Origin of the sequence: Bacillus sp. FSL R5-0439, from assembly GCF_038008805.1 — a bacterium.
Lineage (GTDB): Bacteria > Bacillota > Bacilli > Bacillales > Bacillaceae > Bacillus > Bacillus safensis.
The window spans coordinates 3,672,120-3,697,378 of the sequence record NZ_JBBOZW010000001.1 but is presented as its reverse complement, the minus strand read 5'-3'; the positions used below and the strand labels follow the sequence as shown (position 1 = coordinate 3,697,378).

The window sequence follows — 25,259 nt, the reverse complement described above, 5'->3', positions numbered from 1 at the left end:
AGATATAGACAAAAGGATTGGATAGAGGTGAAGGTGTGAAACAAACAAAAGCGTTAGTAGAGGGCGCAATCATGATGAGTATTTTCGCGGTCATGACGTTGTTTTATTTGTATGTGCCGCTATTATCCATTATTTTTTTTCTATCTGCTCCGATTCCGATCATCCTCTATACAATTAGACACGGCTTGAAAAAAGGAATTGTTGCTGGCGCTATTGGCATAGTGATCAGCTTTTTAATTGGGTCTATAAATGGTCTTATGACTGCACCAATATTGATTGCCGCCGGATTAGGCATGGGTGTTTTCTACAGCAGAAGGCAGCCCGGGAATGCCATCATAACAGGTGCGCTGATTTATTTATTCAGTTTTCTCATCTCCTTTGTTGTCAGTGTTCAGCTCTTTCAAATCGATATTATGAATATTGCGAAAGAGTCGATTGAGCAAATGATGCCGATGGTAGAGAGTACTTTAAAGCAATCCGGCGCGTCTGAGAAGGACATTGCGAAGCAGCTGAAGCAGTTCAGAGAGTTGCAGGATACGGCATTAAGTGCTTTACCTATAGCGTTATTGATTTTGGTCACGCTGATGGCTTTTGTGAATCATTGGTTCGTTCGGCCTTTGCTCAAACGGTTTGTTTCAGACATGCCGGTTTTGAAGAAATTTAAGGATATGCGGCTGCCAAAAAGCATGGTATGGTATTATTTACTCACATTGCTTTTGATGCTGATTCAGACGGAAAAAGGCAGCTTTTTATGGCTCGTTCAAACGAGTGCGTTTCAAATTTTATTTATACTGGTGCTTATTCAGGGATTTTCTTTTCTCTTCTATTATTGCCACGAAAAAAACATCTCAAAAGCGGTACCCATTTTCGCTGTCGTGTTAACGGTTTTCTTTCCACCGATCGGTGTGATTGTACGAATTATAGGGATTGCTGACATAGGCTTTGATTTAAGAGAAAAAGTAAAAAACAAATAATTCACTCTGAATGTTGAGGAGTTGATATCAGTGCCAAGCTTCTATAGAAAACCTGTCATCAAGTATCCGATCATCGCGTTAATTGTCCTTGCGGTGGTCACAGTCCTCCTCAACCTTTATTTTAATTGGATCATAGGAGCGGTTGGTCTTTTCGTCCTTGCAGGTGTGCTCTACTTCTTAAAGTGGGCAGATACGCAAGTGCAGAAAGAGATTGATTCATATATTTCAACATTATCCTATCGAGTCAAAAAGGTTGGAGAAGAAGCATTAATGGAGATGCCAATTGGTATTATGCTGTTTAATGACCAGTATTATATCGAATGGACGAATCCATTTCTCGCTTCATGCTTTCATGAAAGCACACTTGTCGGCAGATCCTTGTACGATACATTCGAGTCCATTGTGCCTCTTATTAAACAAGAGGTCGAGACCGAAAATGTAACGCTGAATGACCGGAAATTCAAAGTCATTATTAAACGATCAGAGCGCCTTTTATATTTCTTTGATGTCACGGAACAGGTGCAGATTGAACGACAGTACGAAAATGAACGAACGGTGTTATCTTATATCTTTTTAGACAACTACGACGATGTCACGCAGGGCCTTGATGATCAAGTGCGCAGCGCGATTAATAGTGAAGTGACGTCTCTGCTCAACAATTGGGCACAAGAATACGGAATTTTCCTGAAGAGAATTTCGTCTGAACGATTTATGGCGGTCCTAAATGAGAGCATTTTAGCTGAGCTTGAGGCGTCGAAATTCTCCATTTTAGACGAGGTCCGTGAGAAAACAGGGGCACATAGTGCGACGCTTACTTTGAGTATCGGGATTGGTGCGTCCGTTCCTTCTTTGAAAGAGCTTGGAGCACTAGCGCAGTCGAGTCTTGACCTTGCCCTCGGACGAGGCGGGGATCAGGTCGCCATTAAACAGCCGAATGGAAAAGTGAAGTTCTACGGTGGAAAAACGAACCCAATGGAGAAACGGACACGCGTACGCGCACGGGTCATTTCTCATGCTTTAAAAGAAATTGTATCTGAAAGCGGTAATGTCATGATCATGGGTCATAAGTTCCCAGACATGGACTCAATCGGTGCATCCATCGGGATTTTAAAGGTCGCTCAGGCCAATGGAAAAGAAGGCTATATTGTCATTGATGCCAACCAGATTGGCGACAGTGTTCAACGCTTAATTAGTGAAATTAAAAATTATGAAGAGCTTTGGTCACGTTTTATCACGCCAGAGGAAGCAATGGAGCTTGCAAAGGATGACACATTGCTTGTCGTCGTGGATACACATAAACCGTCTCTCGTCATGGAGGAACGACTACTGAATAAGATTGAAAACGTCGTGGTCATTGACCATCATAGACGAGGCGAGGAATTTATCCGTGATCCTTTACTTGTTTATATGGAGCCGTATGCTTCATCTACAGCAGAGCTTGTGACAGAGCTCTTAGAGTATCAGCCGAAGAAATTGCGGATTAACATGATTGAGGCGACTGCGCTTCTTGCTGGGATCATCGTGGATACGAAGAGTTTCTCTCTGAGAACGGGGTCAAGAACGTTCGATGCAGCATCTTACCTTCGTGCAAAGGGAGCAGATCCTGTCCTTGTGCAAAAGTTTTTAAAAGAAACAGTCGATCATTACATCAAACGGGCAAAACTCATTCAGCATACAGAGCTGTATCAAAATCAGGTGGCCATTGCTTCATTACCGTCTGATAGGTCGGAGTATTATGATCAAATTACGATTGCCCAGACGGCTGATTCCCTGTTGTCAATGAGTGAAGTAGAAGCGTCATTTGCTGTCGCTAGACGAGATGACGATACGGTATGCATTAGTGCCAGATCATTAGGGGATATCAACGTTCAAATTATTATGGAAGCACTAGACGGCGGCGGTCATTTGACTAACGCTGCTACCCAGATTTATGGTATAACCATTGAAGAAGCGGTAGGGAAGTTAAAGGCTGCCATAGACGAATATTTCGAAGGAGGGGTTCAAAGATGAAAGTCATCTTTCTAAAAGACGTAAAAGGCAAAGGGAAAAAAGGCGAAGTCAAGAATGTAGCTGACGGATACGCTCACAACTTTCTCATCAAACAAGGGTTAGCTGTTGAAGCAACTCCAACGAACCTAAGTGCATTGGAAGGGCAGAAAAACAAAGAGAAAAAGAATGCCATCCAAGAGCTTGAACAAGCAAAACAATTAAAAGAAACACTTGAGGCGTTAACAGTGGAACTCACTGCAAAATCAGGTGAAGGCGGCCGTTTGTTTGGCTCCATTACAAGCAAACAAATCGCTGATAAATTGCAAAAAGATCATCAAATTAAACTCGATAAGCGCAAAATCGAGCTGAATGATGCCATCCGTGCATTAGGTTACACAAATGTACCGGTAAAGCTTCATCCAGAGGTACAAGCAACGTTAAAGGTACATGTGACAGAGCAGGCATAAGCAGAAAAGAACCCGTCTCACGAGGAGGCGGGTTCTTTTTTATGAAGGATCTGAAATATAGACGCTGCGTCCGGCACGCATACCGGATAAAAACATGAAAAATAGGATGATGATAAAGATGATAATTGCTGGTGTCCATGTATGTGTGAAATCAAAAAGGATACCGATCATGAATGGACCAACAGCAGCTAATAAATAACCGAGTGACTGCGCCATTCCAGAGAGGGCAGCTGCTTGTTCCATATGTCTTGTCCGCAATCCAATGAAGGTGAGCGCTAGACTGATACTAGCACCTTGTCCAATGCCGATCAATAGGACAGAGATGACAAGAATAGGTGTCGATCCTCCGAGAAGAAGTCCAATCATGCCTAGTAAATACACAAGGACAAGGCCGGCGACAAGCGGTCTTTGCGTTTTTAATTTTTCTGCAAGAACGGGCGTTAAGAAGGTGGATGGCAGACCAGCGAACTGCATAATGGACAGCATCCATCCAGCTGTTGATAGGTTCATTCCATGTGATGTTAAGATATCAGGAAACCAAGCGATGCTGCTATAGAAAAGGAATGATTGCAAGCCCATAAAAAAGGTCACTTGCCATGCGACACGTGAGCGCCATATTGGCTGCTCTGTAAGAGAAATGGTTTTGACGGCCGCTGTATTCTGATGAAGAAGCTGCGGCGCCCAAACCATCATGGCGAGAAGGGCAAGTCCAGCCCATACAAGGAATGATGTATTCCAGCCGCCAGGCATCGTATGACTAAGCGGAACACTGACACCTGATGCAAGTGCAGCGAAGACGGACATTGAAGTCGTGTATACACTTGTCATCAAACCTGCATGTGCAGGAAATTTATGCTTCACAAGCCCCGGTAAGAGCACATTACAAATCGCAATTCCGACGCCGACTAGCGCCGTTCCAATCATTAAGAAGGTGATGGTGCCAAACGAGCGAATCACAATCCCAAACAGAAGGACAGCAAGTCCAAGCCAGAGGGTTCGTTCATTGCCAAGGCGTTTTCCGATTTTAGGTGCAATTGGAGAAAGCAATGCGAATGAAAGCAGTGGTAATGTCGTAAGAAAACCTGCCAGTCCATTTGAAAGCTGTAAATCGGAACGAATCGCGCCGATAACAGGGCCAACGGACGTAATGGCAGGCCGCAGATTAAATGCAATGAGCAAAATCCCAGCAATCAGCAGGATGGTTTGTCCTGTACTGCGAGGATGTAATGTTGATTTTTCTAGTTGTTGTTCCATGAATGTAAACTCCTTTATGTCTTTAAGAAGAACGATCTTTCTTCTGTTCAAGCTCCGCTAATTTAGCTAATAAGATATGCTGCGGCATATGCATAATTTGTTCTAACGGTACATTGAGTGATGCAGCAAGCTTTTGTGCGGTATCGGCTGAGATTTGTAAAGGTCTCATGCGCAAATCCCTCCCTTTCAATCTATACGTTCCAATATATCATATCGGATGTGCCATGCTGATAAAAAATTAGCATTCTCTTTTATAAAACCACATTAGAGCCGATAAGAAATTTTTTTGAAATTGTTTCAGATGATGGCCCTCTCCTTGTTCAATGTAATAGTGCAGCTGCGATTCCTGCATCCCTTTCTGTAATACAAGATCATGCAGTTGTTTGGTGAATAACGGCATGTGCTGTTGAACCGATGTTTTGCCTTTCCCTTCTTCACTGCCTACAGACAAATAGACAAGGTGATCCACAAACTGAATGCTTTGTTGTTTAGCAAACGGTAGAAAATCTTCATACCAAAATGACCCGGAGATCGATGCGATATTTTTAAAAAGATCAGGGTGCATGAATAAAGTATAAATAGCAAATAGCCCGCCTAATGAAGCACCTACGTGGCTATGCTCATGACAGGTCTCTTGAACTGGGTATTCTCTTTTGATATATGGGAGCAAGTCATTCGTTAAAAATGACACATACGTCTGTGCCTCGCCTTTAAAGTCAGGGAACCCAGATCGCAGTGATGACGCCTTCCATGGGGTATATTCGTCAAGACGATTGAAGGGATGTATGCCGACAATGATGATTGGCGAGATGGTTTTGGTTTCGATCATTCTTTCGATTTCTAGCAGGTGTGTTCTAAACAAAGAAGAGCCATCTTGTACAAAGACAGCTGGAACATGAATAGAGGTGTCCGGTGGTAGGTAAATATCAAGCTGACGCCCGTTAAACTCGTCATATAGAAACGTTCCGTTCATGTGTCATCTCTCCTCCAAGTTTTCAAGCTCCGCTGAAAAGAAGACAAAGGGCTAAAAATAAAGATCATTTTAGCCCTTTGTCATTCGTCACATCTTTTTTAGTTGTTTTGATCTAACCATTTCACGGCCTTATCAAGGAAGGTTGTCTTGCTTAGTGCTGTTCCTCCTTGAAGCATAGGGTCAACGGCATTTTCATTGATGTGCCCATTTTTCACAGCTTTTAGGCTTGTCCAAATTTTATTTTTCTCTAAGTCCTTCAATGCGTTCGGATTCGATGAGTTTTCCTCTTTAGAGAACTGAACAAAAATATAGTCAGGATTGAGTTCTCCTAGGCGCTCCAATGAAATCAATGCTTGTGCTTTGGCTTTTTTGATATCACTTGGTGCTGTAAAACCTAAGTCTCCATATAAAGTAGAGTTGAAGTATACGTCTTCAGGGTATACGTACAGGTCGCCCTGTCTAATGCGTAAAATGACAGCTGTTTTGTTGCTGCTTTTGTCTTTCAGGGTTTCTTTCGCGTGTTTAAGATCTTTCTGATAATCAGAGATGATGGTTTTGGCTTCTTTACTTTTTCCAGTCAGTTCACCGAGTAATAAAAGATTGCTTTCCCAGTCGGAAGAGACATGTGATACTGGGATCGTCTTTTGGACTTTATCTAGTTTTTTAATTGTTGCAGGCGGGAACTTGGTTGATCCAAGTATCACATCTGGTTTTAGTTTTAGGATTTTTTCTAGGTTCGGTTCTGTTTTTTCCCCGATGCCTTCAGTTTTTGCTGTGATGTCTTTAAATAATTCAGGGAAAGTGCCGCCTACAGTAGAAGCACCAATAGGCTCGATACCAAGTAATTTTGCATCTTCCATTGATTCTAGGCTTCCAGCAATGACGATTCGTTTCACTGGTGTTTTGAGTTTGTACGTTTGTTCTAAGTATTTGATGTTTGTTTCAGCTGCTTCAGCTGACTTGCCTTTGGTTGTGTTTGAAGCAGGTTTATTTTCTGAAGCACCACAGGCTGCTGCGATGATCGTCATGATACAAAGGATAAGCAATGCGAACCATTTTTTCATTTGTTTTCTCCTTTAACTGATAATTGTTCTCAATTAAAGATTGTAGTAGTCTTTCGTCCTTTTATCCATAGACAATGATCTGTCAAATGATGGACTTTTTACGGAAAAAAAGATAAAAGGTCCTGAATGACTCGTTGATGACTGGCTGCTGTGTATTCACGCCAAGGGTCAGACGTAAGTGGATAGACTGCTTGCTGCGTAACAGCTTTGAGATTTTGCCAAGCCTCCTGCTGCTTTAATTTTTGATAAAAAGCAATGGTTTTTGGTTCCTTATGCAGGAAAAGGAAGATGGTATCTGGATCTAGCTGTTGTATAGATCGAATGCTGATTTCTTTTTCTATTAGCTGGCCGTCATTCTGAAAAGCTGGCTGAAGACCAATGTCTTGAAAAATCACTTCTGACATGGTGCGATTCACAGACAAATAGAGCTGATCTTGAAAGATACGAAGAGGCAGGACGGTTTTTGGTGGATGATCAAAAAGGCATGCCTTTTTCGCTTGAATGACGAGTTCCTCGTAATGAATCAGCCATTCTTCTGCTTCCTTCGCTTCGTTTAGGAACATAGCTGTTTGTCTGAATTGAGTGCGCCAATCCAATTGTGTGAATGGAACAAAGTGAACAGGACAGATGGTTTTTAACACTTGTTTTTCTTCCTCTGTCACATGATCATTGGCAATGATCAGCTCAGGCTTTGTTTCCTTTAATAGCTGTAAATTGGCTTCAGCGTGCTCGTTGATCCGATGTGCACTCAGGTGAATCGGAATTTCTTCTGCATAATGCTCAAAATCATGTGCTGTCCATTTAGGGTGAAGAGGGGCAGCATATGGGATGATATGAATGGGTGTGAGCTGGCCGAGTATGGAATGGCCATAGGCTGCAATTTTCCGCTGCCGGCTTTTCATATAAGTAGAAGGGGTCATTCCCGTTTTTTTCTTAAAGATGCGGCTGAAGTAATACGGATCTTGATAGCCGATTTCAAGTGCAATGTCTTTGAGCTTTGCGTTGCCCTTTGCCATTAATTGTTTCGCTCTAGCCATCCTTTTCTTGGTGATATAATCAGTGACACTCACATCAAAATGCTTTTTAAATAGCTCACTGTAATGATTAGAGCTGATGCCAGCCATATGAGATAGACTTGTCAGGCTGAGAGGTTCTTCGGAATGTTGATCGATATATTGTTTTGTTTTGAAAAGGGCATGTGCCGTGTCACAAATATCTTCTTTATGCAGTGTGAAAAGCTGCATAATGAGCTGCTGAAAAAGAGTTTGGCTTCTAAAAAAGCTAATGGATTCAGGTCTTTGCCATTCCTCTGTCATATCGGACAGTAAAGAATGAATTTGTTCAATCGAACTAATATCGATAAATTGCCATTTATTCAGTAAAGAACGGGCATGTTCCGTTGATACTTCTCCTATGTTTTGATCTTGCAGCGTGTAGAGCTGAAAGCGAAACAGATAGAGCTCGTGTTTTTGATAAGGCTCTGTTTTCAACATAAATGTTTCCCCAGGCATGATCGTATAGAGTGTCAGATGTTTCAATCGCCATTTTTGATCGTTCAATGTGAGTAAACCGCTGCCGCTTATGCTGAAGAGGAGGCAGAATGTATCTGATAGCTGCTGCTCTGTATGTGGAAGCTCTGCATTATTTATTTTTTCAGTATATGTTAATCGATAGATGAATTGTTCGGCATTTGCCAATGTACGTAATTGATTGTTGTTTCCCATAAAACCACCTGATCTCTTATTGATTGATAAACATTCTCAATTAAATTGTAGCAGAAAGAGCTGAAAGATGGTGATGTTTATTCTGTCAAAAAAGCACCCTGATGGAGATCAGGGTGCAATGATTTATTCCGTTTTTCCATGTGCTAGTGCAGGTTCTTTTGTTAAGCTTAATGGCCGCAAGTCCTGCCAGTGTGTCTGGATATAATCGATGCAGGCATTTCTAGTGTCTTCACCAAAGACCTTTTCCCATCCATCTGGCACTGGTGCAAATGATGGCCAAAGTGAATGCTGTCCTTGTTCATTGACCAGCACAAGAAATACACCGTCTTCACGATCAAAGGGATTTGTCATTTGTCATCTCTCCTTTATTCTTAGTGCTTTTGTTTGACCCGATGCAGTGCGTTGTCTAAGATGACACCAATTTCTGCTAGGGGTTTAGGCTGGCACATGTCTTTGTGCCGGCAATGAATGTCGTGCTGTTCGATTGTTCCGTTGATATAAGGTGCCCATGCTTCGGGATCAATTGGTGTAAACCAATCTGGGATAATGGTAGATCTAAAGAATAATATGTCTCCCTGATAAGTTTTTGGCTGATATTCTCCGAGCAATCGAACTGAATTCACATAGGTTTCTTTTAGATTTCTAATGGCATCTTCACTTAAGCTTGCTAGTGCACTGCCATCTTTTTTCAAAATGTCGACGGCACTTTTCATCGTGAGCGGTTCACCTGTTAAGGTATCTGGATCATAACCGCCGAGCGCAAGAAGAGCGATTAGTGCTTCTTCTTCATCAGGTGCTTCTTTAATCGGTAAGAAATGGTTCGGATAGGCATCCAGCATCGCAACGAGTGCGATTTCTTCACCTTGCTGCTGGAGCTGTGTAGCCATTGCTTGTACAACGTTTCCACCTAATGACCAGCCAAGAAGATGATAAGGGCCTTTTGGCTGAATTGTTTGGATGTGCTTGATGTAATCCGCAGCCATATCATCTAGTGTGTGCGGGTAGTCATCTTTTCTTGCGATTCCTCGTGCCTGTAATCCATAAATAGGGATGTCTTTCTCTAATGTATTCAAGAGGCCGGCATAGCACCAGCTAAGACCACCTGCTGGGTGAACACAGAAGAGAGGATACCTTTCTCCATTTGTTCGCAGCGGCAGTAAGATTTCTAGTGCATTTTCATCGCTTCCTGTTTCTAGTTTCTCTGCTAAACTTGCTACATTTGGTGCTTCAAACAATGTTCCGATACTTAGTTTGACACCAAGTGCATCACGAATGCGGCTGATTAAACGAACCGCAAGCAGTGAATGTCCGCCAATGTCAAAAAAGCGATCGTCTATGCTGATTTTAGGCAAATCAAGCACCTCTTCAAAGAGATGACATAGGATTTCCTCTTTCGGATTTCTTGGGCCGCGCCCATCCGCTTGCTGTAAATGCAATTGAGGGGCCGGCAGTGATTTTTGATCAAGCTTCCCGTTTGCTGTAAGCGGCATGGCGTCAATCTGTACATATGCTGCGGGCACCATGTAATCAGGAAGACTGGCTGCTGCAAAATGACGAAGGGCTTCAGTATCGAAATGGTCTTCTTCCGTTGTGACGATATATGCGACTAAGCGCTTGTCGCCAGGCTGATCCTCTCGCATTATGACGGCCACTTGTGCAACTGCATCATGGCGTGCCAGAACGGCTTCGATTTCTCCAAGTTCAATACGGAATCCGCGTATTTTAATTTGATGATCAGCTCTGCCAATGTAATCAAGCGCCCCTTCTTCTGTCCAGCGCGCAAGGTCGCCGGTACGATACATCCTTGTGCCAGGTGCTCCATATGGATCGGCAGGGAATCGATCTGATGTCAGGTCAGGTCTGCCTAGATAACCTCTTGCAAGGCCAGCTCCAGCTACATACATTTCACCTGTTGTCCCAGGGGGAACAGGCTGCAGGTATTCATCAAGTACGTAAACGTGTAAATCAGGAATCGGTTCACCTATTAAACTGCTGGAGTTCTTTGTGATCATATCTCGATTGAGTTCATTGTACGTAACGTGTACGGTGGTTTCTGTAATGCCGTACATGTTAATTAGCTTTGGCTTACAGTCTGAGTGACGGCTGTACCAATCTTCTAATCTGCTAAGCTCTAATGCTTCACCGCCAAAGATGACATAGCGGAGTGATAATGCTTGGCCTAGTGTTTGTTGTTCCTTGTCTATCTGCATGAGCTGATAGAAGGCAGAAGGTGTTTGATTAAGCACAGTCACACCTTCCTCGACTAGAAGCTGCAGCATCTCTTCAGGAGAGCGAGAGATGGTATGAGGTACAATGACAAGCCTGCCGCCATATAAAAGTGGTCCCCATATTTCCCATACTGAAAAATCAAAGGCATATGAATGGAACATTGTCCAAACATCCTCTTCATCAAAATGGAACCAATGTTCAGTAGATGTCAGAAGACGGATGACATTTTGATGTGGGATGACCACTCCTTTTGGTTTCCCTGTAGAACCGGATGTATAAATAATATAGGCCGGATGCAGAGAAGATAGCGGTTCAATTCTGTCTATATCAGCCGGATTATGATTTGGCATAGTCAGCAATTGATCGCTCGTTTCTTTTTCGTCTAACAAAATCAAATCGCAATCAGCAGGGAGATGCACTGCATCTGTTTTTGTTGTGATGCTGCAAACTGGTTTGGCATCTTGTATCATGTATGCCAGCCTGTCTGCTGGATAGTCAGGATCAAGCGGAACATAGGCTGCGCCTGCTTTATGAACGGCTAATAAGCTTACGAGCATGTCGATTGATCTAGGCAGGGCAAGTGCAACGAACTGTTCTGGTCCAACGCCTCTTTGTATTAATAAATGAGCAAGACGATTGGCTTTGTAGTTTAACTCACCATAGGTAAGCTGCTTATTGCCATACGTTACAGCCACTCGATCAGGATATTGCTGTGCCGTTTTTTCAAATAAGGCTGGGAGACTATGTGCTTGATCTAACTGAGCGAATGTCTTTTTATCAGGGAGAAATGTTTGCCGTTCTTTATCTGATAAAATGTTCACTTGGCCAATCGGCACGTGTGGGCGCTCAGTCACTTCAGTTAAAAAGCGCTTCATTCTGTCAGCGATTGCTCGAATGGTGCTTTCTTTAAACACATCTGTACTGAATTCAAACAAACCTGTTAATCCTGCTGCTGATCCAGTTTCAGTTCTTTGTTCTGTCAATTCGATGGTCAGATCAAATTTAGCTGACCCTACTGGTTTCACGTAAAGGTCTGAGTCAAGCTGTGTCAGCTTCATTTCTGCCTTCGGTGTATTTTGGAAGGCAAGCATGACTTGGAACAATGGATTTCGTGATCTGGATCGGGTAGGATTTAGGATTTCGACTAGCCGTTCAAATGGCAGATCCTGATGCTCATAGGCTGCTAAGTCAACGTCTCGCACTCGCTTCAATAGCTCACTAAAGGTTGGATTACCATCTGTATTGGTACGTAATACTAGTGTGTTCACAAACAAGCCCACAATATCGTCAAGTGCATCGTCATTGCGTCCAGCAATCGGACTGCCGATTGGGATATCTGTCCCTGCTCCAAGGCGTGTCATTAATGCTGCAAGTGATGCTTGAAGCACCATGAACAAACTCACTTGATGCTGCTTGGCAAGCTCAAGGAGGTTCTGATGTAAAGCGGGTTCAATCGTAAAGTCTATCGTCGCACCGTTGAAGCTTCCTTCCTGTGGACGCGGGAAGTCATAGGGAAGTTCAAGTTCTTCAGGCAAGTCATGTAAGGCACCTTTCCAATAGCTGAGCTGCTTGGCAAATAGACTATCCGTCTCTTCTTCACTACCCAACAGCTTCTGCTGCCAAATAGCATAGTCAGCATATTGAACAGGTTCTGCTGGCAAGGAGATGGATTTTCCTTGTATACGGGCTTCGTAAGCAGCAGCTAAGTCTCGCGTCAATGGTGCAAGTGACCAGCCATCACCAGCGATATGATGCAGCAATAGAAGCAGGACGGATCGGTTTGCATCAAGCGTGAATAACTCTGCTCGCAGTGCAGGTTCTTCTTCAATTTTAAAGCTATAGCGAATGGCTTCGTTTAACTGACTCTCAATTTGTTGATCGGTTGAAGCTGTGACATGGAGTTCAGGCTGAACACTTTTCGGATGTAAAATGACCTGTCTTGGCATGCCGTTCTTATCTGGAAAAATGGTTCTAAGGGTTTCATGTTTTTCAGTGATATCTGCCAGAGCACCAATTAGAGCTGTTTGATCTAGTGTACCTGTCAGTTGAATGACAAGTGGAATATTGTAAGTTGGACTTGGCCCTTCAAGGCAATGAAGGAACCAGAGCCGTTTTTGGGCAAAGGATAACGGGATTTCCTCTGGCTTGTCTTCTACCTGAAGCGGCGGCCGAATGTCCTTCGCTTTGTCAATATGCTGCGCAAGATCAGCAACCCGAGGCGATTCAAAAATGGTACTCATGCTTAGGTCTGCGCCAAGTGTATCGCGTATACGTCTAAGCAGGCGAGCGGCGAGTAAGGAATGTCCTCCTAAGTCAAAGAAACTATCATCTATGCCAATTTGAGATACTCCAAGGGTTTCTGCAAATAAACTACATAACATGTCTTCTTGTGGTGTTCTAGGTGTCCGCTCAGAACTAACTAAAGACATATTTGGTATTGGTAATGCTTTGCGATCGATTTTGCCGTTTGGCGTAAGTGGAAGTTCTGGCAAAACGACAACAGCAGAAGGTACCATGTAATCAGGAAGTAATGAAGCCACAAACTGTCTGAGCTCTGAAGGGTGCAGAGAAGAGCCGTCTGTCAGCACAACATATGCGCAAAGCAGCTGTTGTCCAGGTTGATCCTCACGAACGATAACAGATGTATGCTTAATGGCTTGGTGCTGCATCATCACGGTTTCGATTTCACCTAGTTCAATACGGAAGCCGCGGATTTTAATTTGATGATCGGCACGGCTGATATAATCAATCGAACCATCTTCACGCCATCTGGCTAAATCACCAGTACGATACATTCTCGTGCCGCTTGTGCCGAATGGATCAGCGACAAAACGTTCAGCCGTTAAATCATATCGTCCAAGATATCCTCTAGATACTCCTTCACCAGCAATATAAAGTTCACCGATTGACCCTGCTGGGACTGGGTTTAGTCCTTCATCTAAAATATAAACGCTCGTATTCCAAATGGGTTTACCAATTGCGGGCCCGCTATTCTCTCGATGTGCTGTGACATTTTCCATCGTAGACCAGATCGTCGTTTCTGTAGGTCCGTACAAATTGGTAATGTCGCATTGAAGAGATTGCAAGGTATGCAAAAGGGAGGCAGGGAGTGCTTCTCCTCCAACAAGAACTCGCATACCTGTAATCACGTCAGGATATTCATCTGCCAATGCATGCCACAGCGTTGGTGTTGCCTGCATGATGGTGACATGATAAGAACGAATCATATCTGAAAGTTTTGCTGGATCTTGTATGGTTTCTTTTTTTGCCAATAAAATAGCAGCTCCATGTAAAAGCGGGAGGAACATTTCGAGCCCGGAAATATCAAAGGCAATGGTCGTTACCGCTAAAAGCTGGTCTTCTTGATCTAATAAAAATGAATCTTGCATGGACAATATAAAGTTGATCACATTTCGTTTTGTTACAACAACACCCTTTGGTTTGCCTGTCGATCCTGATGTGTAGAGGATGTAAGCCGGGTGATGTGGAGAGCCCTCGCTCCATGTCGGATTGAGATTTGGACTGCCTGCTATCTCCTGATGAACAGTTGAATCATCCAGTTGAACGATGTGCGGATGGTCCAAACCGTCTGCTGTCTCTTTGACTGTGAGCAAGCACGCCGGTTTGGCATCTTCTAGCATATAGGCGACTCGATCGTTAGGGTAATCAGGGTCTAATGGTAGATATGCAGCTCCCGTTTTGACGACGGCTAATAGACTTACGACCATATCGATGGATCGAGGCAGAGCAATGGCGACAAATTGTTCTGGTCCAATGCCATGTTTTTTCAAATAATGAGCTAATTGATTTGCCCGCTGATTTAGCTCTTCGTAAGTCAAAGTGATTCCTTCAAACTGTAGTGCTTTTGCTTGTGGCGTTTTGCTCACCTGTTTTTCAAACAGTTCCCGTAAAGATTCCTTTGGTAATTCTCGTTTTGTATCATTCCAGTGCTTGAGAATGGTCTCTTTCTCTTCAGACAAAAGAAGGTTGAATTGACTGATCGTCTGATCTTGCTCTAGTCCGGTTATTTCCTCCAGCAATTGAAGAAAACGCTGCTGATGAGCGTCAACTGCTTGCTCTTTGTAAACGGCAGGGTTTGCATCAAAGTCGATTTGAAATCCGTTCCCATCCGCGCGGTCGTATATGTTGATCGATATATCATCCACGGGTCCTGCTGAGAGGTTATGTGCTTGACCCATGCTCTGATCGAACATGAGATCATAATCAAATGGCATGATATTGATCTGCGGGCCGAATAATCGCTGATTTCTTCCGATAAGTTTAAAGTCTCTCCGCATATCCTCGTGGCGATATCTTTGATGAGGGCGAATGGCTTTTAGTTCATCAGATACTTGGCGAACAAGTGCTGAGAGCGTCATTTCTGGTTTGCATGTTAAACGAAGCGGTACCAGGTTCATGACCATTCCGGGTGTTTGTAAGGCGCACGATCCAAGGCGCATCATCACAGGTAATCCTAAAACAATATCATGTGCACCAGTCATACGATGCACATATAAAGCGGATGCAGCAAGGATCATTTCATGCCACGTACCACCGAAGGCTGGAGCATTTTTTTTCATTTTGCTTACCTTTGCGGCATCGTAGCTAGCCGTTTTTCGGATAAAATGATCCGACGTTCTTGGGGCAAGCTCAGCAAGGCTGACAATTTCAGGTTGATCAGCAAAGCGATTTTTCCAAAACGCTTGATCATCTTCATATCGATTGGACTGTTGATAGGTGAGCTCCTCTTGGACTACGTCATGTAAGGATCCAAATGTTTGAGGGGGCATAGGTGTCCCTTTCGATAGGGCTGTATAGACCTCAGCAACACGACGCGCAATGAGCGAAAAGGCGAATCCATCAATGGCAATGTGATGAATGCGCTGATACCAGATAAATCGATCGTCAGCAAGTTGAAAAAGTACTTCACGGAATAATACATCTTTCTCTAAAGAGACTGGCGTTGAAAGATCTGCCTTCATCCATGCTTTAGCCGCATCAAGCGGCTGTTTTTCATTTTGTAAATTGATCAATTGGAATGGAATCTCGTTCTTAGATGAGAACCATTGCTTTGGACCGTCAGTATCCTCAACGAATCGCATATACAAAGAATCTGCTTCTAAGACAGTTTTTCTAATGGCTGCTTCAAAGTGTATGGGGTCAATAGGACCTTTAATATCTATATACTCAGCTGTATTGAAAATAGGATTAGATGGATCAAGCTGCTGCGCATACCAAATGCCTGATTGGGCACCGGTTAGTGGAAATGAATCGACTGACTGGATCGACAAGGGTCTATACCTCCTTTACAAGTAATCGATATTTGGAATAGATGGCTGTTTGTCTGGGAAAAGAAGAGTCCGCCAATGAGCGAGTGTTGGATTTGCTGCAAGCTCAACGAAATTGACTGTCGCTCCTTGCTGTCTCCACTTTTCCGCTAGGCTCATCATTCTAATAGAATCAAGTCCAAGGTAGACGAGATTCTCGTCAAGCGGTATTTCATTCGGCTCCATTTGGAGATACTCAGCTACTTGCTGAAGAATGGCCTCAAAGGATAGGTCATCACTTTCTGCTTCCTGTCCTGTTAAACGACCAATGATTTGATTTGTTGTTGTGGTGACCGCACAGCGTTCAGCTGCATAGGTCATGGCCATTTTGTGATGTTTCAATGAAAAGTCAGCGACGGCATCTGCGACAAAGAAGGTTTCAATATCGAGCATGAATGCTTCTGCGGCTGTCAGCATACAGCCAATATGTGCATATACGCCAGTAATGATCAGTTGATCACGCCCGCCTTCTTGAAGAATATCCAAAAAATTAGATTTTTTGAATGCGCTATAACGCCATTTTGTCAGCATTGTATCTGTTTCAGATGGAGCAAGCTGATCAATGATTTTTGTCAATGCTTCATCATCACCAAGTCCAGGTCCCCAAAAATCTGTTAATAGGGCACGATCCTTCGGGTCTTGGTCACCAGGCTGTGCTGTATAGACGACTGGAATGCCAAGTTCATTGCATGTGTCACGTAATTGTTCAATATGCTGAACTAACTCTGTGATCGGTGATGTATCTTGTTGAAATGCATTTAAAAAATATTGCTGCATGTCATGTATCAGCAGAACAGCACGTTTCGGATCCGGTATCCAGTTCACTTTATTTTCGGGTAAATCTTGTGTGCTTGGCATTGGATATGCAGGAATAGTAGGAATTGCCATGGTTTTCACTCCTCTTTTTTATACGTTGGCAGTATGGGTTGCAGCTAGTTCTCTTAATGCTTTTTTACTGACTTTGCCTACACCTGTTTGTGGGAACGCATCGATCCATTCAATGCGGTCAGGAATTTTATAGGCTGCGAGCCCGCGTTCTCTTAGAAATGATTTTAAGACGTGCGGTGCTGGTTTGTTGTCTCCTTTTGCAATGACAAAGGCACATGAGCGTTCGCCAAGAAATGGATCCGGCATGGATACCATGGCGGCATCATGAATGTCAGCATGCGCAAGTAAATGGTTTTCAACTTCTTCAGCGGCAACCTTTTCGCCGCCACGATTGATTTGATCCTTGTCTCTGCCTTCTACAACAACATTTCCTTCTTTGGTTAATCGCACGATGTCACCTGTTCTGTAAAAGCCATCGGGTGTAAATGCTTTTTTGTTTTGTTCATCGGCTTTATAGTAGCCACGAATCGTATAAGGTCCTCTTGTTAAAAGATGTCCAGCCACTTCATGCGGGACGGGCTTGTCCTCATCATCTACCACTAGTACCTCATCATATTCAGACATCGGGCGTCCTTGTGTATGAATAATGACATGTTCAGGATCATCTAATCTGGTATAGTTGACCAGACCTTCTGCCATACCAAAAACTTGTTGTAACTTACATCCAAGGGCAGGCATCACTCGTTTTGCTGCCTCAGCACTGAATTTAGCACCGCCGACTTGTAAGACTTCAAGACTCGATATGTCATCTGATCGATGAGGAGCGGCCTCTAGCCAAATCAATGCGATAGGTGGAACGACAGCGGTAATGGTCGCCCGTTCTTTTTCAATGAGTGGAAAGACGACATCAGGGCTTGATCCAGGTGCAAGAACGACTCTTCCGCCTGCGTATAACGTCCCAAGGACTCCAGGCGAGCTTAATGGATAGTTGTGCGCAACTGGAAGTGCAGCTAGATACACACTTTCTTGTGTGAGCTCGCACACCTCATTGCTTTTCCAAAGACTATAAATATAGTCATCATGCGTGCGAGGAATAAGCTTAGAAAGGCCTGTGCTGCCTCCAGATAACTGAAGAAATGCAATATCGCTTGCCTCTACATGAATTTGGGGATCAAGTGCTGGGTCCTTGCGCAGATCATCTAAGCCAAGGAATTCCTCAGCTTCCCCTGCAACAATGACATGAGGTAATGAGGGAAGCTTTTCTTTCACTTGACGTGCGAGTGTTCGATAATCAAAGCCGCCATCGATATCTGGTATGACATATGCGTCTGCTTCGGCAAACTCAATAAAATAAGTGATTTCACTGCTTCTATGAGATGGCAGAGAGAAGACGGGTAAAGCACCGATTCGAAATAAAGCGAAAATGACCTCAAAAAAAGCAGGAATGTTAGGAAGCTGCACGACAACTCGACTTCCTTTTTGAATGCCAAGCTGATGAAAACCGGCGGCAAGACTGCTGACGCGCTCATCAAGTTCTTGGTAGCTCATATGCGTATCAGCGTATGTAATCGCTGTTTTATTTCCTAACGATGCGGCGCGTGCACGAAGCATACCGCCAAAGGTTTCCCCACGCCAACAGCCGTTTTCACGGTAGCGTTTTGCAAATTCTTCTGGCCATGTAGGTGGTTGAACAAACATGTTTTTGTCATCTCCTAAGAATTTTTATAGCTGATGGATGCCCATCGCATGAAGCATTGTGTTGAATTTTGCAGATGTTTCAGCTAGCTCTTCTTCTGCCTTTGACCCTTTGACCACTCCTGCACCAGCAAAAAGGCGAAGGGAGTGACCCTCAGCTTCTGCACAACGAATGGTGACAATCCAATCACCATCACCATTTTCATCTGCCCAGCCGATCATTCCTGTGAAAAATCCTCGATCGAAGGGTTCGATTGCCTGAATGGCTTCACGTGCATCTGCTGTAGGTGTTCCGCATACTGCAGGTGTTGGATGAAGGCTCAGCGCTATATCAATTGAGGACACATTTGGATCTGCTAATTCACCTTTTACGACAGTAGATAAATGCCACATCGTTTCTGTTTGTATGACGGAGGGTGATGCAGGCACATCTAGTGTATGACAGTAAGGAGCAAGCGCTTTAGTGACAGCTTCGACAACCACTGCATGCTCGTGTAAATCCTTCGCTGAAGTAAGGAGTTCATCGTGACGGCGCTTGTCTTCTACTGGATCTGAACTGCGGGGCCGAGAACCAGCGAGTGGATTGGAAATCACAGATGAACCAGTTTTTGAAAGAAGTAGCTCAGGACTTGCCCCAAGAAGTGTTCGCTTTTCGGAAGATGCCGGGTCAGCTACATTTGTAGCAAACGTATAGCCAGTCGTATTATGGCGAGCCAGTCGTTCGAGTATTGCTTTCGTATGAATTTCTTGATTTGATTTGAGATGGAGGGATCGAGAGAGTACGATTTTGCTAAGCTCTCCGCTCTCAATTTTAGCTAACCCTTCGTTCACACCTTCCATGTAGACATCTGGAGCAGGGACAGGTGTCACCTCATAAGATGGAGATGCAGCTTCTGGTTCCTCATCAGCTTGTTGAAATTCGAGTGGATCACTAAACTGTACATGGACTGGCACATTTAAACGAACGGGCTGCGCCGGATCAAATGGGACAGCACCAGCAACAATCGGTGCTTGAATACCAGCTTGTTTGGCAGCGTCAAATACATGCGCTACCTTTGTGGATAGTTCATTTAGTTGATTGGTTTCAATATGCTGGAATATCCCTTCGGCAAGTATCGTGCGTTTAGGGGAAGCAAGGAAAAAAGCGCCTGGCTGATAGTCTTGAAGCAACTGTACTTTTTCTTCTGACGACAATAATGAATGTTTCATGAAAAGGCCTCCTTTTGATTGAAATGCTAGATTCCGAGTGTTGCGCCACCATCAATTGTGAGATTCTGCATCGTAATATGATTGGATTGCTCAGATGCAAAGAAAATGACTGCATCAGCGATGTTTTGAGGATCAGCGATTTTTTGTAAAGGAATACCGGTTTTATACGTCTCTAATGAGCCTTTAATCACCTGATTTTCTCCTTGTTCATCAGCCCATAAAGCCCATTGCATAGGTGTTGCGGTAGAGCCGGGAGAGACGACGTTGCATCTGATCCCGTAGGCTGCCAGCTCTAATCCAAGCGTTTTTGTAAAGGAAGTAGCTGCTGCTTTTGAAGCGGCATAGGCAGCCATATTCATTCTAGGAATGGCACCTGCGTTAGAGCTGACAGTCACAATGACCCCTTCTGATCTTTTCATCATGTATTTGGAGACAGCTTGAGATACGTAAAAGACACCATGTGTGTTGACTGCGAAAGTTTGTTGCCAGTCATCTGCACTAAGCTGGTCAATAGAACTGATTCGAAGAATGCCTGCTACATTGACCAGTAAATAAATGGGTCCAAGCTGCTTTTCAATTTGATCGACAATGTGCTGAACAGAAGCTTGATCGGTGATGTCCCCTGGATAGGCAAAGGCACGTATGCCATCATCATTCATTTGCCTGACGGTGCTTTGCAGCTGCTTTTCATTTGCGTCAACTGCTGCAATAATCGCACCTTCCTCGGCTAGTCTTTTAGCGACTGCTTGTCCAATACCTTGTCCTGCGCCTGTAATAAGGGCAATTTTTTGAGATAGACCACTATGTTTCATGTGTTCACTGCCTTTCCTTCATGTCTGTGGTTGTGAAAGGATCATCATGATAGAGTGCAAAACGAAAAGCGTAATTCATTAGCACTGGTAAAACGGACGTATGTCCTTCTTCAGGGAACTCGTGATAGGTCGTATGCAAGCCATATGAAGATAAAGGCAGCATCCGATTTGCTAGTGCATGTGCATGATCATTCATTTGACATGGATGATGTTTTTCTAATTCACCTACACCTACAAGCAGCCTGGCATCCATAGACATCTGACGTATATGATTGGTGAATTGGTGTTCTTTTTCTAGAAATAAATCTTTGTTCCAGTGGATAGAAGGACTGCCCGCAATATATGTCTGATAAGCATCAGGGTGCTCAAATAGTGTGTGTAATACAAAAAGACCGCCAAGAGAGTGCCCAAACAGTGTTTGACGACTCTGGTTGATCGGAAAGCGCTGCTCGATATAAGGCTTTACAATCTTTTCTAAAAAAGAAAAGAACGAAGAGGCGCCGCCATATGTATGGGTGGAGAAGTCCTTTCTTTTGCCGCCAATGGAAGCGTCAGGGCCGGTTAGAGTGAGATCATAATGCCTGAGCGGATGATAGGGCGCTTCTGTCTGATAGCCAATTCCAACAATGATGGCAGGTACGACACCTGTTTTTTCAGGTCTTCTTGACTGTAAACGAAGTGCTTCGACCATTGTGCCAAAAAGTGAATTTCCATCAAGTACGTACATGACTGGAAAACCAGCCGCTGGAGGAGTAGTATTCGGTTTAAATATAAAAAGTCTATATGGGTGTGCTGTGATATCCAGTTGCTCCGTCCCAGGTATAAAAAAAGGACGGCTTTCTCCGAAAATTGAATCCTCAGCACCCATTCCATCAGGGCGTTTGGACATATGTAAAAAATCCCCTTCCTCAAATTGAGCCTCATACGATGATAAAAGCAGGCTTGCGGATATAGGATGAGTGTAGTAATAGAATTGAAATGAAAATGATTCTCAATTATCACGCAAGCAAATCAAATGATAATGGTTATCAATTATGAAGTCAAATGTTCATTAAGTCGTGTAGTTGATCATTTAATCTAAATATTATGAAAATAAAGGACTAAATAACTACCAAATGAATGGAAATAGGAAATGCCGGACTGAGTCATTTAAAAAGAGGAGAAATGCCAAAAGACCTTGACCGTCTCGGGATATTTACCATTTTCTTCTGTTTGATTCAGGAATATATATAGGTTTTTCTTCTTGAAATCATTTTGAGGAAAAATAAGTCTATAGACCTTCTTGTATTTTTAGGAAAAAAGAGGAGAATTTTTCGAAAAGCTGGTGATCATATCTCACAACTTCTTCAATATTATACGTAAATTCATATACAATTTTCTAAGGAAGACAAGATCGAAGGGAATGTGGGCAGAATGAAAACTTCATTAGGAAAGCTGAGGCTAAAACTGCATGAAAATCAGCTCAAACTGACAAATACATTTACAGTGGAAGAATATCATGAAATGAAACAGTCATTACATGAAATACGGATGTCATTTGCGGCCTATGAACAATGGGATTTATACCAGCGGGCCACCGATATGATCACCATCCTCCTCTTTCAACACGCCCTCAAGCAAAAACCCCAATAATTTCTTATGAAAGGACGGTGCTGTTTTAAGAGTGGCAAAAGATCATATAGCATCAAAAATGCGGCAATTAAAAAAGTAAGGGATGTCCCCTTACTTTTTTTCTGCAAACACCATTCAATTAAAATCCATCTGTGACATCATATTCGTAACGAATATCGGCTTTGACATTGCTCATAGTAGATCTCGCTGTAGCCTTTGCGTTGTACTTAAAGCTCCATTTTTGCGCGACTTTTAATTGATCATCCAGAGAAATACGGTAAGAACCACTTGTTGCAGATGAAACAAGTGATGTGTACCAAATATTACTTTCACTAGCCATCAGTTTGTGAGTGACATTCCCTTGGTTGGGTGTTTGGGTACTAGTTGTCGAAATCGATTTAACTACAGCACGTTTAGGAACTGTGGAATTATTAGTTAAATCCATTGTAATGACTGAAGAATCAACTCCTAAAAAATTTAAAGAAGAATTCCCCAAGTTAGTAGCAGTCCCCGAAAAATTGAATGTCCCATTCCCAGATTTAATACGATCTTGAATGGAAACAGTAAAGTACATATTCCCTGTATATGTACCACGGGTCACTTTCACAAAATAAGTTTCTGAAGTTGAAGTCACGTCACCAGTATTAGCAAAAATAAAAGGCGTTACTGAATCAGGATTAATAACTTCGGACCCTGTCCTAGAATATTTAGAATTATACACCTCGATATTCATCCCTGTATATTGCTTATTATACGAACTTCTGACATAAACTCTTTCACCTTTATTGATCGTAAACTGATAATACGCTTCATTTTCACCTTCAGGTAAGATTGTCGTATCTGGACGACTATATTTCCAATATCCCATTGAGCTTGCTGTGTTAGGACTGTTATTCCCCGTAATAGCTGCTTCTGCTGAATGAGGTGCAAAAAAACTAGTAAAAAGCACTAATAATAATGCAGGTAATAAAAAACGTTTGAAGATAGTATTTGTCATATTTTAACCCTCCTTGTAATAATTACTATATCGGATCAAAACTAACAAATTTTAACTGAATTGCCGATATATTTAATAATCACTAATTTTTTTAAAAAAGGAGAATCAAAATGAATATCAATACGTCATATACGATACCTTCAAACAATCAGAACCGAATCGACTCTAAAGATCAATCAGCTATTAAAAGTACAAATGAGGTGATGACCGAATCTGATAGACGGATGAAAATATTAGATGAAAAATACGAAAAAATAAATGAACAAAATAAACGATTCAAAGATCCTCAAGACCATATATATAATAAGTATAGAAACCCTTATTCTTCTTATTTCAGAAGTGATTTAACAAAAACGGAAAGAGAAGCTGCTTACATTATGGAAATGAGTTGGGCAAGGAATAATAAAGGAGGTCAATATGACTTTAATGACGCCATCTTCCGTAATGAAAAACGGTACGATCCTACGCAAGAAAGTGTAGAAAAGAAAATACTCAATCGTCAAAAGGTGAACGAACAATTACAAGATTTATTCTCTAAAAACGGTATAACCATTCCTAAAAACACAAATTTAACTTTTACCATTGATCCAAATAATTTCAAATTAGTGGTGAGTGGATCAACAGACGAATCGCTGATGAAACAAATAGAAGACCTATTAAATACAACCAACAATACAAGAGAACTATTTTTCCATATTATGAAAAGCAGAAATGATGATTCTACTCAATTCACACCTGATTCTCTGGCAAAGTTCCATCTTGTCAATCAAATCAAAACGGTGACAGGCTACAATTTAAAAGATTTAAGCATTGTAAACGGTCAATTTGTAACGGATAACGGAGCGAATATTTTTGATCTATACAAAGAAGAACTCCTAAAAAATCCATACACAGCTGAAAATGCACGTATTGCTGCTTCACATTATGGTGCACAGCTCTTTGATCTAGCCAAAAATGGGTTTGACTCTATTCCCGATTTGGTGCTATCTATTGGTTACCAAAACGGCTCCTTATATGACATTGGACAAAAGGTGAATTACGGAGTATCAAAGTGAAGATAAATACATCTAACACGACAGCCGTTCTAAATAAGCAGAACCTTTCGGACTTCAATAGCCATTCAGCTATTAAAAGTACAAATGAGGTGATGACCGAAGCTGATAGACGGATGAAAATACTAGATGAAAAATACCAAAAAATAAATGAACAAAATAAACGTTTCAAAAATCCTCATAGTCATATACACGATAAGTATCGAAATCCACGCTCTCCTTATTTCAGGAGTGATCTAACTAAAGTAGAGAGAGAAGCTGCTTATACGATGGAGATTGGCTGGGCTAATTCTGGAAAAGGAGGTCAATATGACTTTAATGACGCCATCTTCCGTAATGAAAAACGGTACGATCCTACACAAGAAAGTGTAGAAAAGAAAATACTCAATCGTCAAAAAGTGAACGAACAATTACAAGATTTATTCTCTAAAAACGGTATAACCATTCCTAAAAACACGAATTTAACCTTTACTATTGACCCGAACAATTTTAAATTAGTGGTAAGTGGTTCAAAAGAAGAATCGCTGATGAAACAAATAGAAGACCTATTAAATACAACTAACAATACAAGAGAACTATTTTTCCATATTATGAAAAGCAAAAATGATGATTCTACTCAATTCACACCTGATTCTCTAGCAAAGTTCCATCTTGTCAATCAAATCAAAACGGTGACAGGCTACAATTTAAAAGATTTAAGCATTGTAAACGGTCAATTTGTAACGGATAAAGGAACGAATATTTTTGATCTATACAAAGAAGAACTCCTGAAAAATCCATACACAGCTGAAAATGCACGCATTGCTGCTTCACATTATGGTGCACAACTATTTGACCTAGCGAAAAACGGGTTTGATTCTATTCCCGATTTGGTGCTATCTATTGGTTATCAAAATGGCTCTTTACAAGACATTGGACAAAAAGAGAATTATGGGGTTAAGAAAACGATAGATTAACAAAACGTGGACGACGACAGGTACAAAACTAGATACCGTTAATAAAGGACTCTATAACAATTTATGTTACAGAGTCTTTTCTATTGAAGTGCGTTGTT

The 25,259-nt window shown here is 42.3% G+C and carries 19 protein-coding genes; 6 read left to right on the top strand and 13 right to left on the bottom strand.

The features are described from left to right. Positions 1–35: 35 nt before the first annotated feature. From NST59_RS18970 to rplI, 3 genes are read left to right on the top strand one after another with little or no spacing between them, the layout of a single operon-like run. On the top strand, positions 36–974 hold the full coding sequence (locus tag NST59_RS18970; protein WP_327841994.1) for a YybS family protein: 939 nt from the start codon (positions 36–38) through the stop codon (positions 972–974). Between the two features lie 30 nt (positions 975–1,004). Continuing rightward, on the top strand, positions 1,005–2,984 hold the full coding sequence (locus tag NST59_RS18965; RefSeq protein WP_039182890.1) for a DHH family phosphoesterase: 1,980 nt from the start codon (positions 1,005–1,007) through the stop codon (positions 2,982–2,984). Continuing rightward, positions 2,981–3,430: a 50S ribosomal protein L9 gene (rplI, locus tag NST59_RS18960; RefSeq protein ID WP_008359128.1), complete on the top strand. Its 450-nt coding sequence runs from the start codon at positions 2,981–2,983 to the stop codon at positions 3,428–3,430. The genes NST59_RS18965 and rplI overlap by 4 nt, the downstream gene beginning before the upstream one ends. A 39-nt stretch (positions 3,431–3,469) precedes the next feature. On the opposite strand, the gene NST59_RS18955 is transcribed toward rplI, so the two are convergent. From NST59_RS18955 to NST59_RS18900, 12 genes are all read right to left on the bottom strand, one after another. Next, a complete protein-coding gene (locus tag NST59_RS18955; protein ID WP_039182887.1) occupies positions 3,470–4,684 on the bottom strand; it encodes a CynX/NimT family MFS transporter in 1,215 nt (404 codons plus the stop codon). A gap of 22 nt (positions 4,685–4,706) precedes the next feature. Then, positions 4,707–4,853 carry a YycC family protein gene (locus tag NST59_RS18950; RefSeq protein WP_064498621.1) on the bottom strand — a complete coding sequence of 49 codons (147 nt, stop codon included), beginning with the start codon at positions 4,851–4,853 and terminating at the stop codon, positions 4,707–4,709. A 69-nt stretch (positions 4,854–4,922) separates the two neighbouring features. Continuing rightward, positions 4,923–5,657, bottom strand: coding sequence for an alpha/beta hydrolase (locus NST59_RS18945; RefSeq protein ID WP_327841995.1), 735 nt, complete (start codon positions 5,655–5,657; stop codon positions 4,923–4,925). A gap of 98 nt (positions 5,658–5,755) precedes the next feature. Beyond that, positions 5,756–6,721 (bottom strand): iron-hydroxamate ABC transporter substrate-binding protein, encoded by a 966-nt coding sequence (locus NST59_RS18940; RefSeq protein WP_341040976.1) that lies wholly within the window; start codon positions 6,719–6,721, stop codon positions 5,756–5,758. 98 nt (positions 6,722–6,819) lie between these two features. Continuing rightward, the gene (locus NST59_RS18935; RefSeq protein WP_039182879.1) at positions 6,820–8,445 is read right to left on the bottom strand and encodes an AraC family transcriptional regulator; all 1,626 of its coding nucleotides are present in this window, start codon (positions 8,443–8,445) and stop codon (positions 6,820–6,822) included. 123 nt (positions 8,446–8,568) lie between these two features. Then, positions 8,569–8,796: an MbtH family protein gene (locus tag NST59_RS18930; protein ID WP_025093680.1), complete on the bottom strand. Its 228-nt coding sequence runs from the start codon at positions 8,794–8,796 to the stop codon at positions 8,569–8,571. Positions 8,797–8,816: 20 nt separating this feature from the next. Next, positions 8,817–15,965, bottom strand: a complete 7,149-nt coding sequence (locus NST59_RS18925) for a non-ribosomal peptide synthetase (protein WP_327841996.1) — start codon at positions 15,963–15,965, stop codon at positions 8,817–8,819. A gap of 15 nt (positions 15,966–15,980) precedes the next feature. Further along, a complete protein-coding gene (locus NST59_RS18920) occupies positions 15,981–16,889 on the bottom strand; it encodes an isochorismatase family protein (protein ID WP_039182873.1) in 909 nt (302 codons plus the stop codon). A gap of 18 nt (positions 16,890–16,907) precedes the next feature. Continuing rightward, the gene (locus NST59_RS18915; RefSeq protein ID WP_144491806.1) at positions 16,908–18,527 is read right to left on the bottom strand and encodes a (2,3-dihydroxybenzoyl)adenylate synthase; all 1,620 of its coding nucleotides are present in this window, start codon (positions 18,525–18,527) and stop codon (positions 16,908–16,910) included. A gap of 24 nt (positions 18,528–18,551) precedes the next feature. Continuing rightward, complete coding sequence (dhbC, locus tag NST59_RS18910) at positions 18,552–19,733, bottom strand: isochorismate synthase DhbC (RefSeq protein WP_341040971.1); 1,182 nt, start codon at positions 19,731–19,733, stop codon at positions 18,552–18,554. A 26-nt stretch (positions 19,734–19,759) separates the two neighbouring features. Continuing rightward, positions 19,760–20,545: a 2,3-dihydro-2,3-dihydroxybenzoate dehydrogenase gene (locus NST59_RS18905; protein ID WP_144489701.1), complete on the bottom strand. Its 786-nt coding sequence runs from the start codon at positions 20,543–20,545 to the stop codon at positions 19,760–19,762. Positions 20,546–20,549: 4 nt separating this feature from the next. Further along, positions 20,550–21,434 carry an alpha/beta hydrolase gene (locus NST59_RS18900; protein WP_126682577.1) on the bottom strand — a complete coding sequence of 295 codons (885 nt, stop codon included), beginning with the start codon at positions 21,432–21,434 and terminating at the stop codon, positions 20,550–20,552. 524 nt (positions 21,435–21,958) lie between these two features. On the opposite strand from NST59_RS18900, the gene NST59_RS18895 reads away from it, so the two are divergent. Further along, complete coding sequence (locus NST59_RS18895) at positions 21,959–22,177, top strand: hypothetical protein (RefSeq protein ID WP_059376728.1); 219 nt, start codon at positions 21,959–21,961, stop codon at positions 22,175–22,177. A 118-nt stretch (positions 22,178–22,295) separates the two neighbouring features. On the opposite strand, the gene NST59_RS18890 is transcribed toward NST59_RS18895, so the two are convergent. After that, positions 22,296–23,153, bottom strand: a complete 858-nt coding sequence (locus NST59_RS18890; protein ID WP_126682576.1) for a hypothetical protein — start codon at positions 23,151–23,153, stop codon at positions 22,296–22,298. Positions 23,154–23,263: 110 nt separating this feature from the next. Here NST59_RS18890 and NST59_RS18885 point away from each other — a divergent pair, with 110 nt between their 5' ends. Next, positions 23,264–24,208 (top strand): DUF4885 family protein, encoded by a 945-nt coding sequence (locus NST59_RS18885; RefSeq protein ID WP_126682575.1) that lies wholly within the window; start codon positions 23,264–23,266, stop codon positions 24,206–24,208. Beyond that, positions 24,205–25,161, top strand: coding sequence for a DUF4885 family protein (locus NST59_RS18880; protein WP_144493771.1), 957 nt, complete (start codon positions 24,205–24,207; stop codon positions 25,159–25,161). Before NST59_RS18885 ends, NST59_RS18880 begins: the two co-directional genes overlap by 4 nt. Positions 25,162–25,259: the final 98 nt, after the last annotated feature.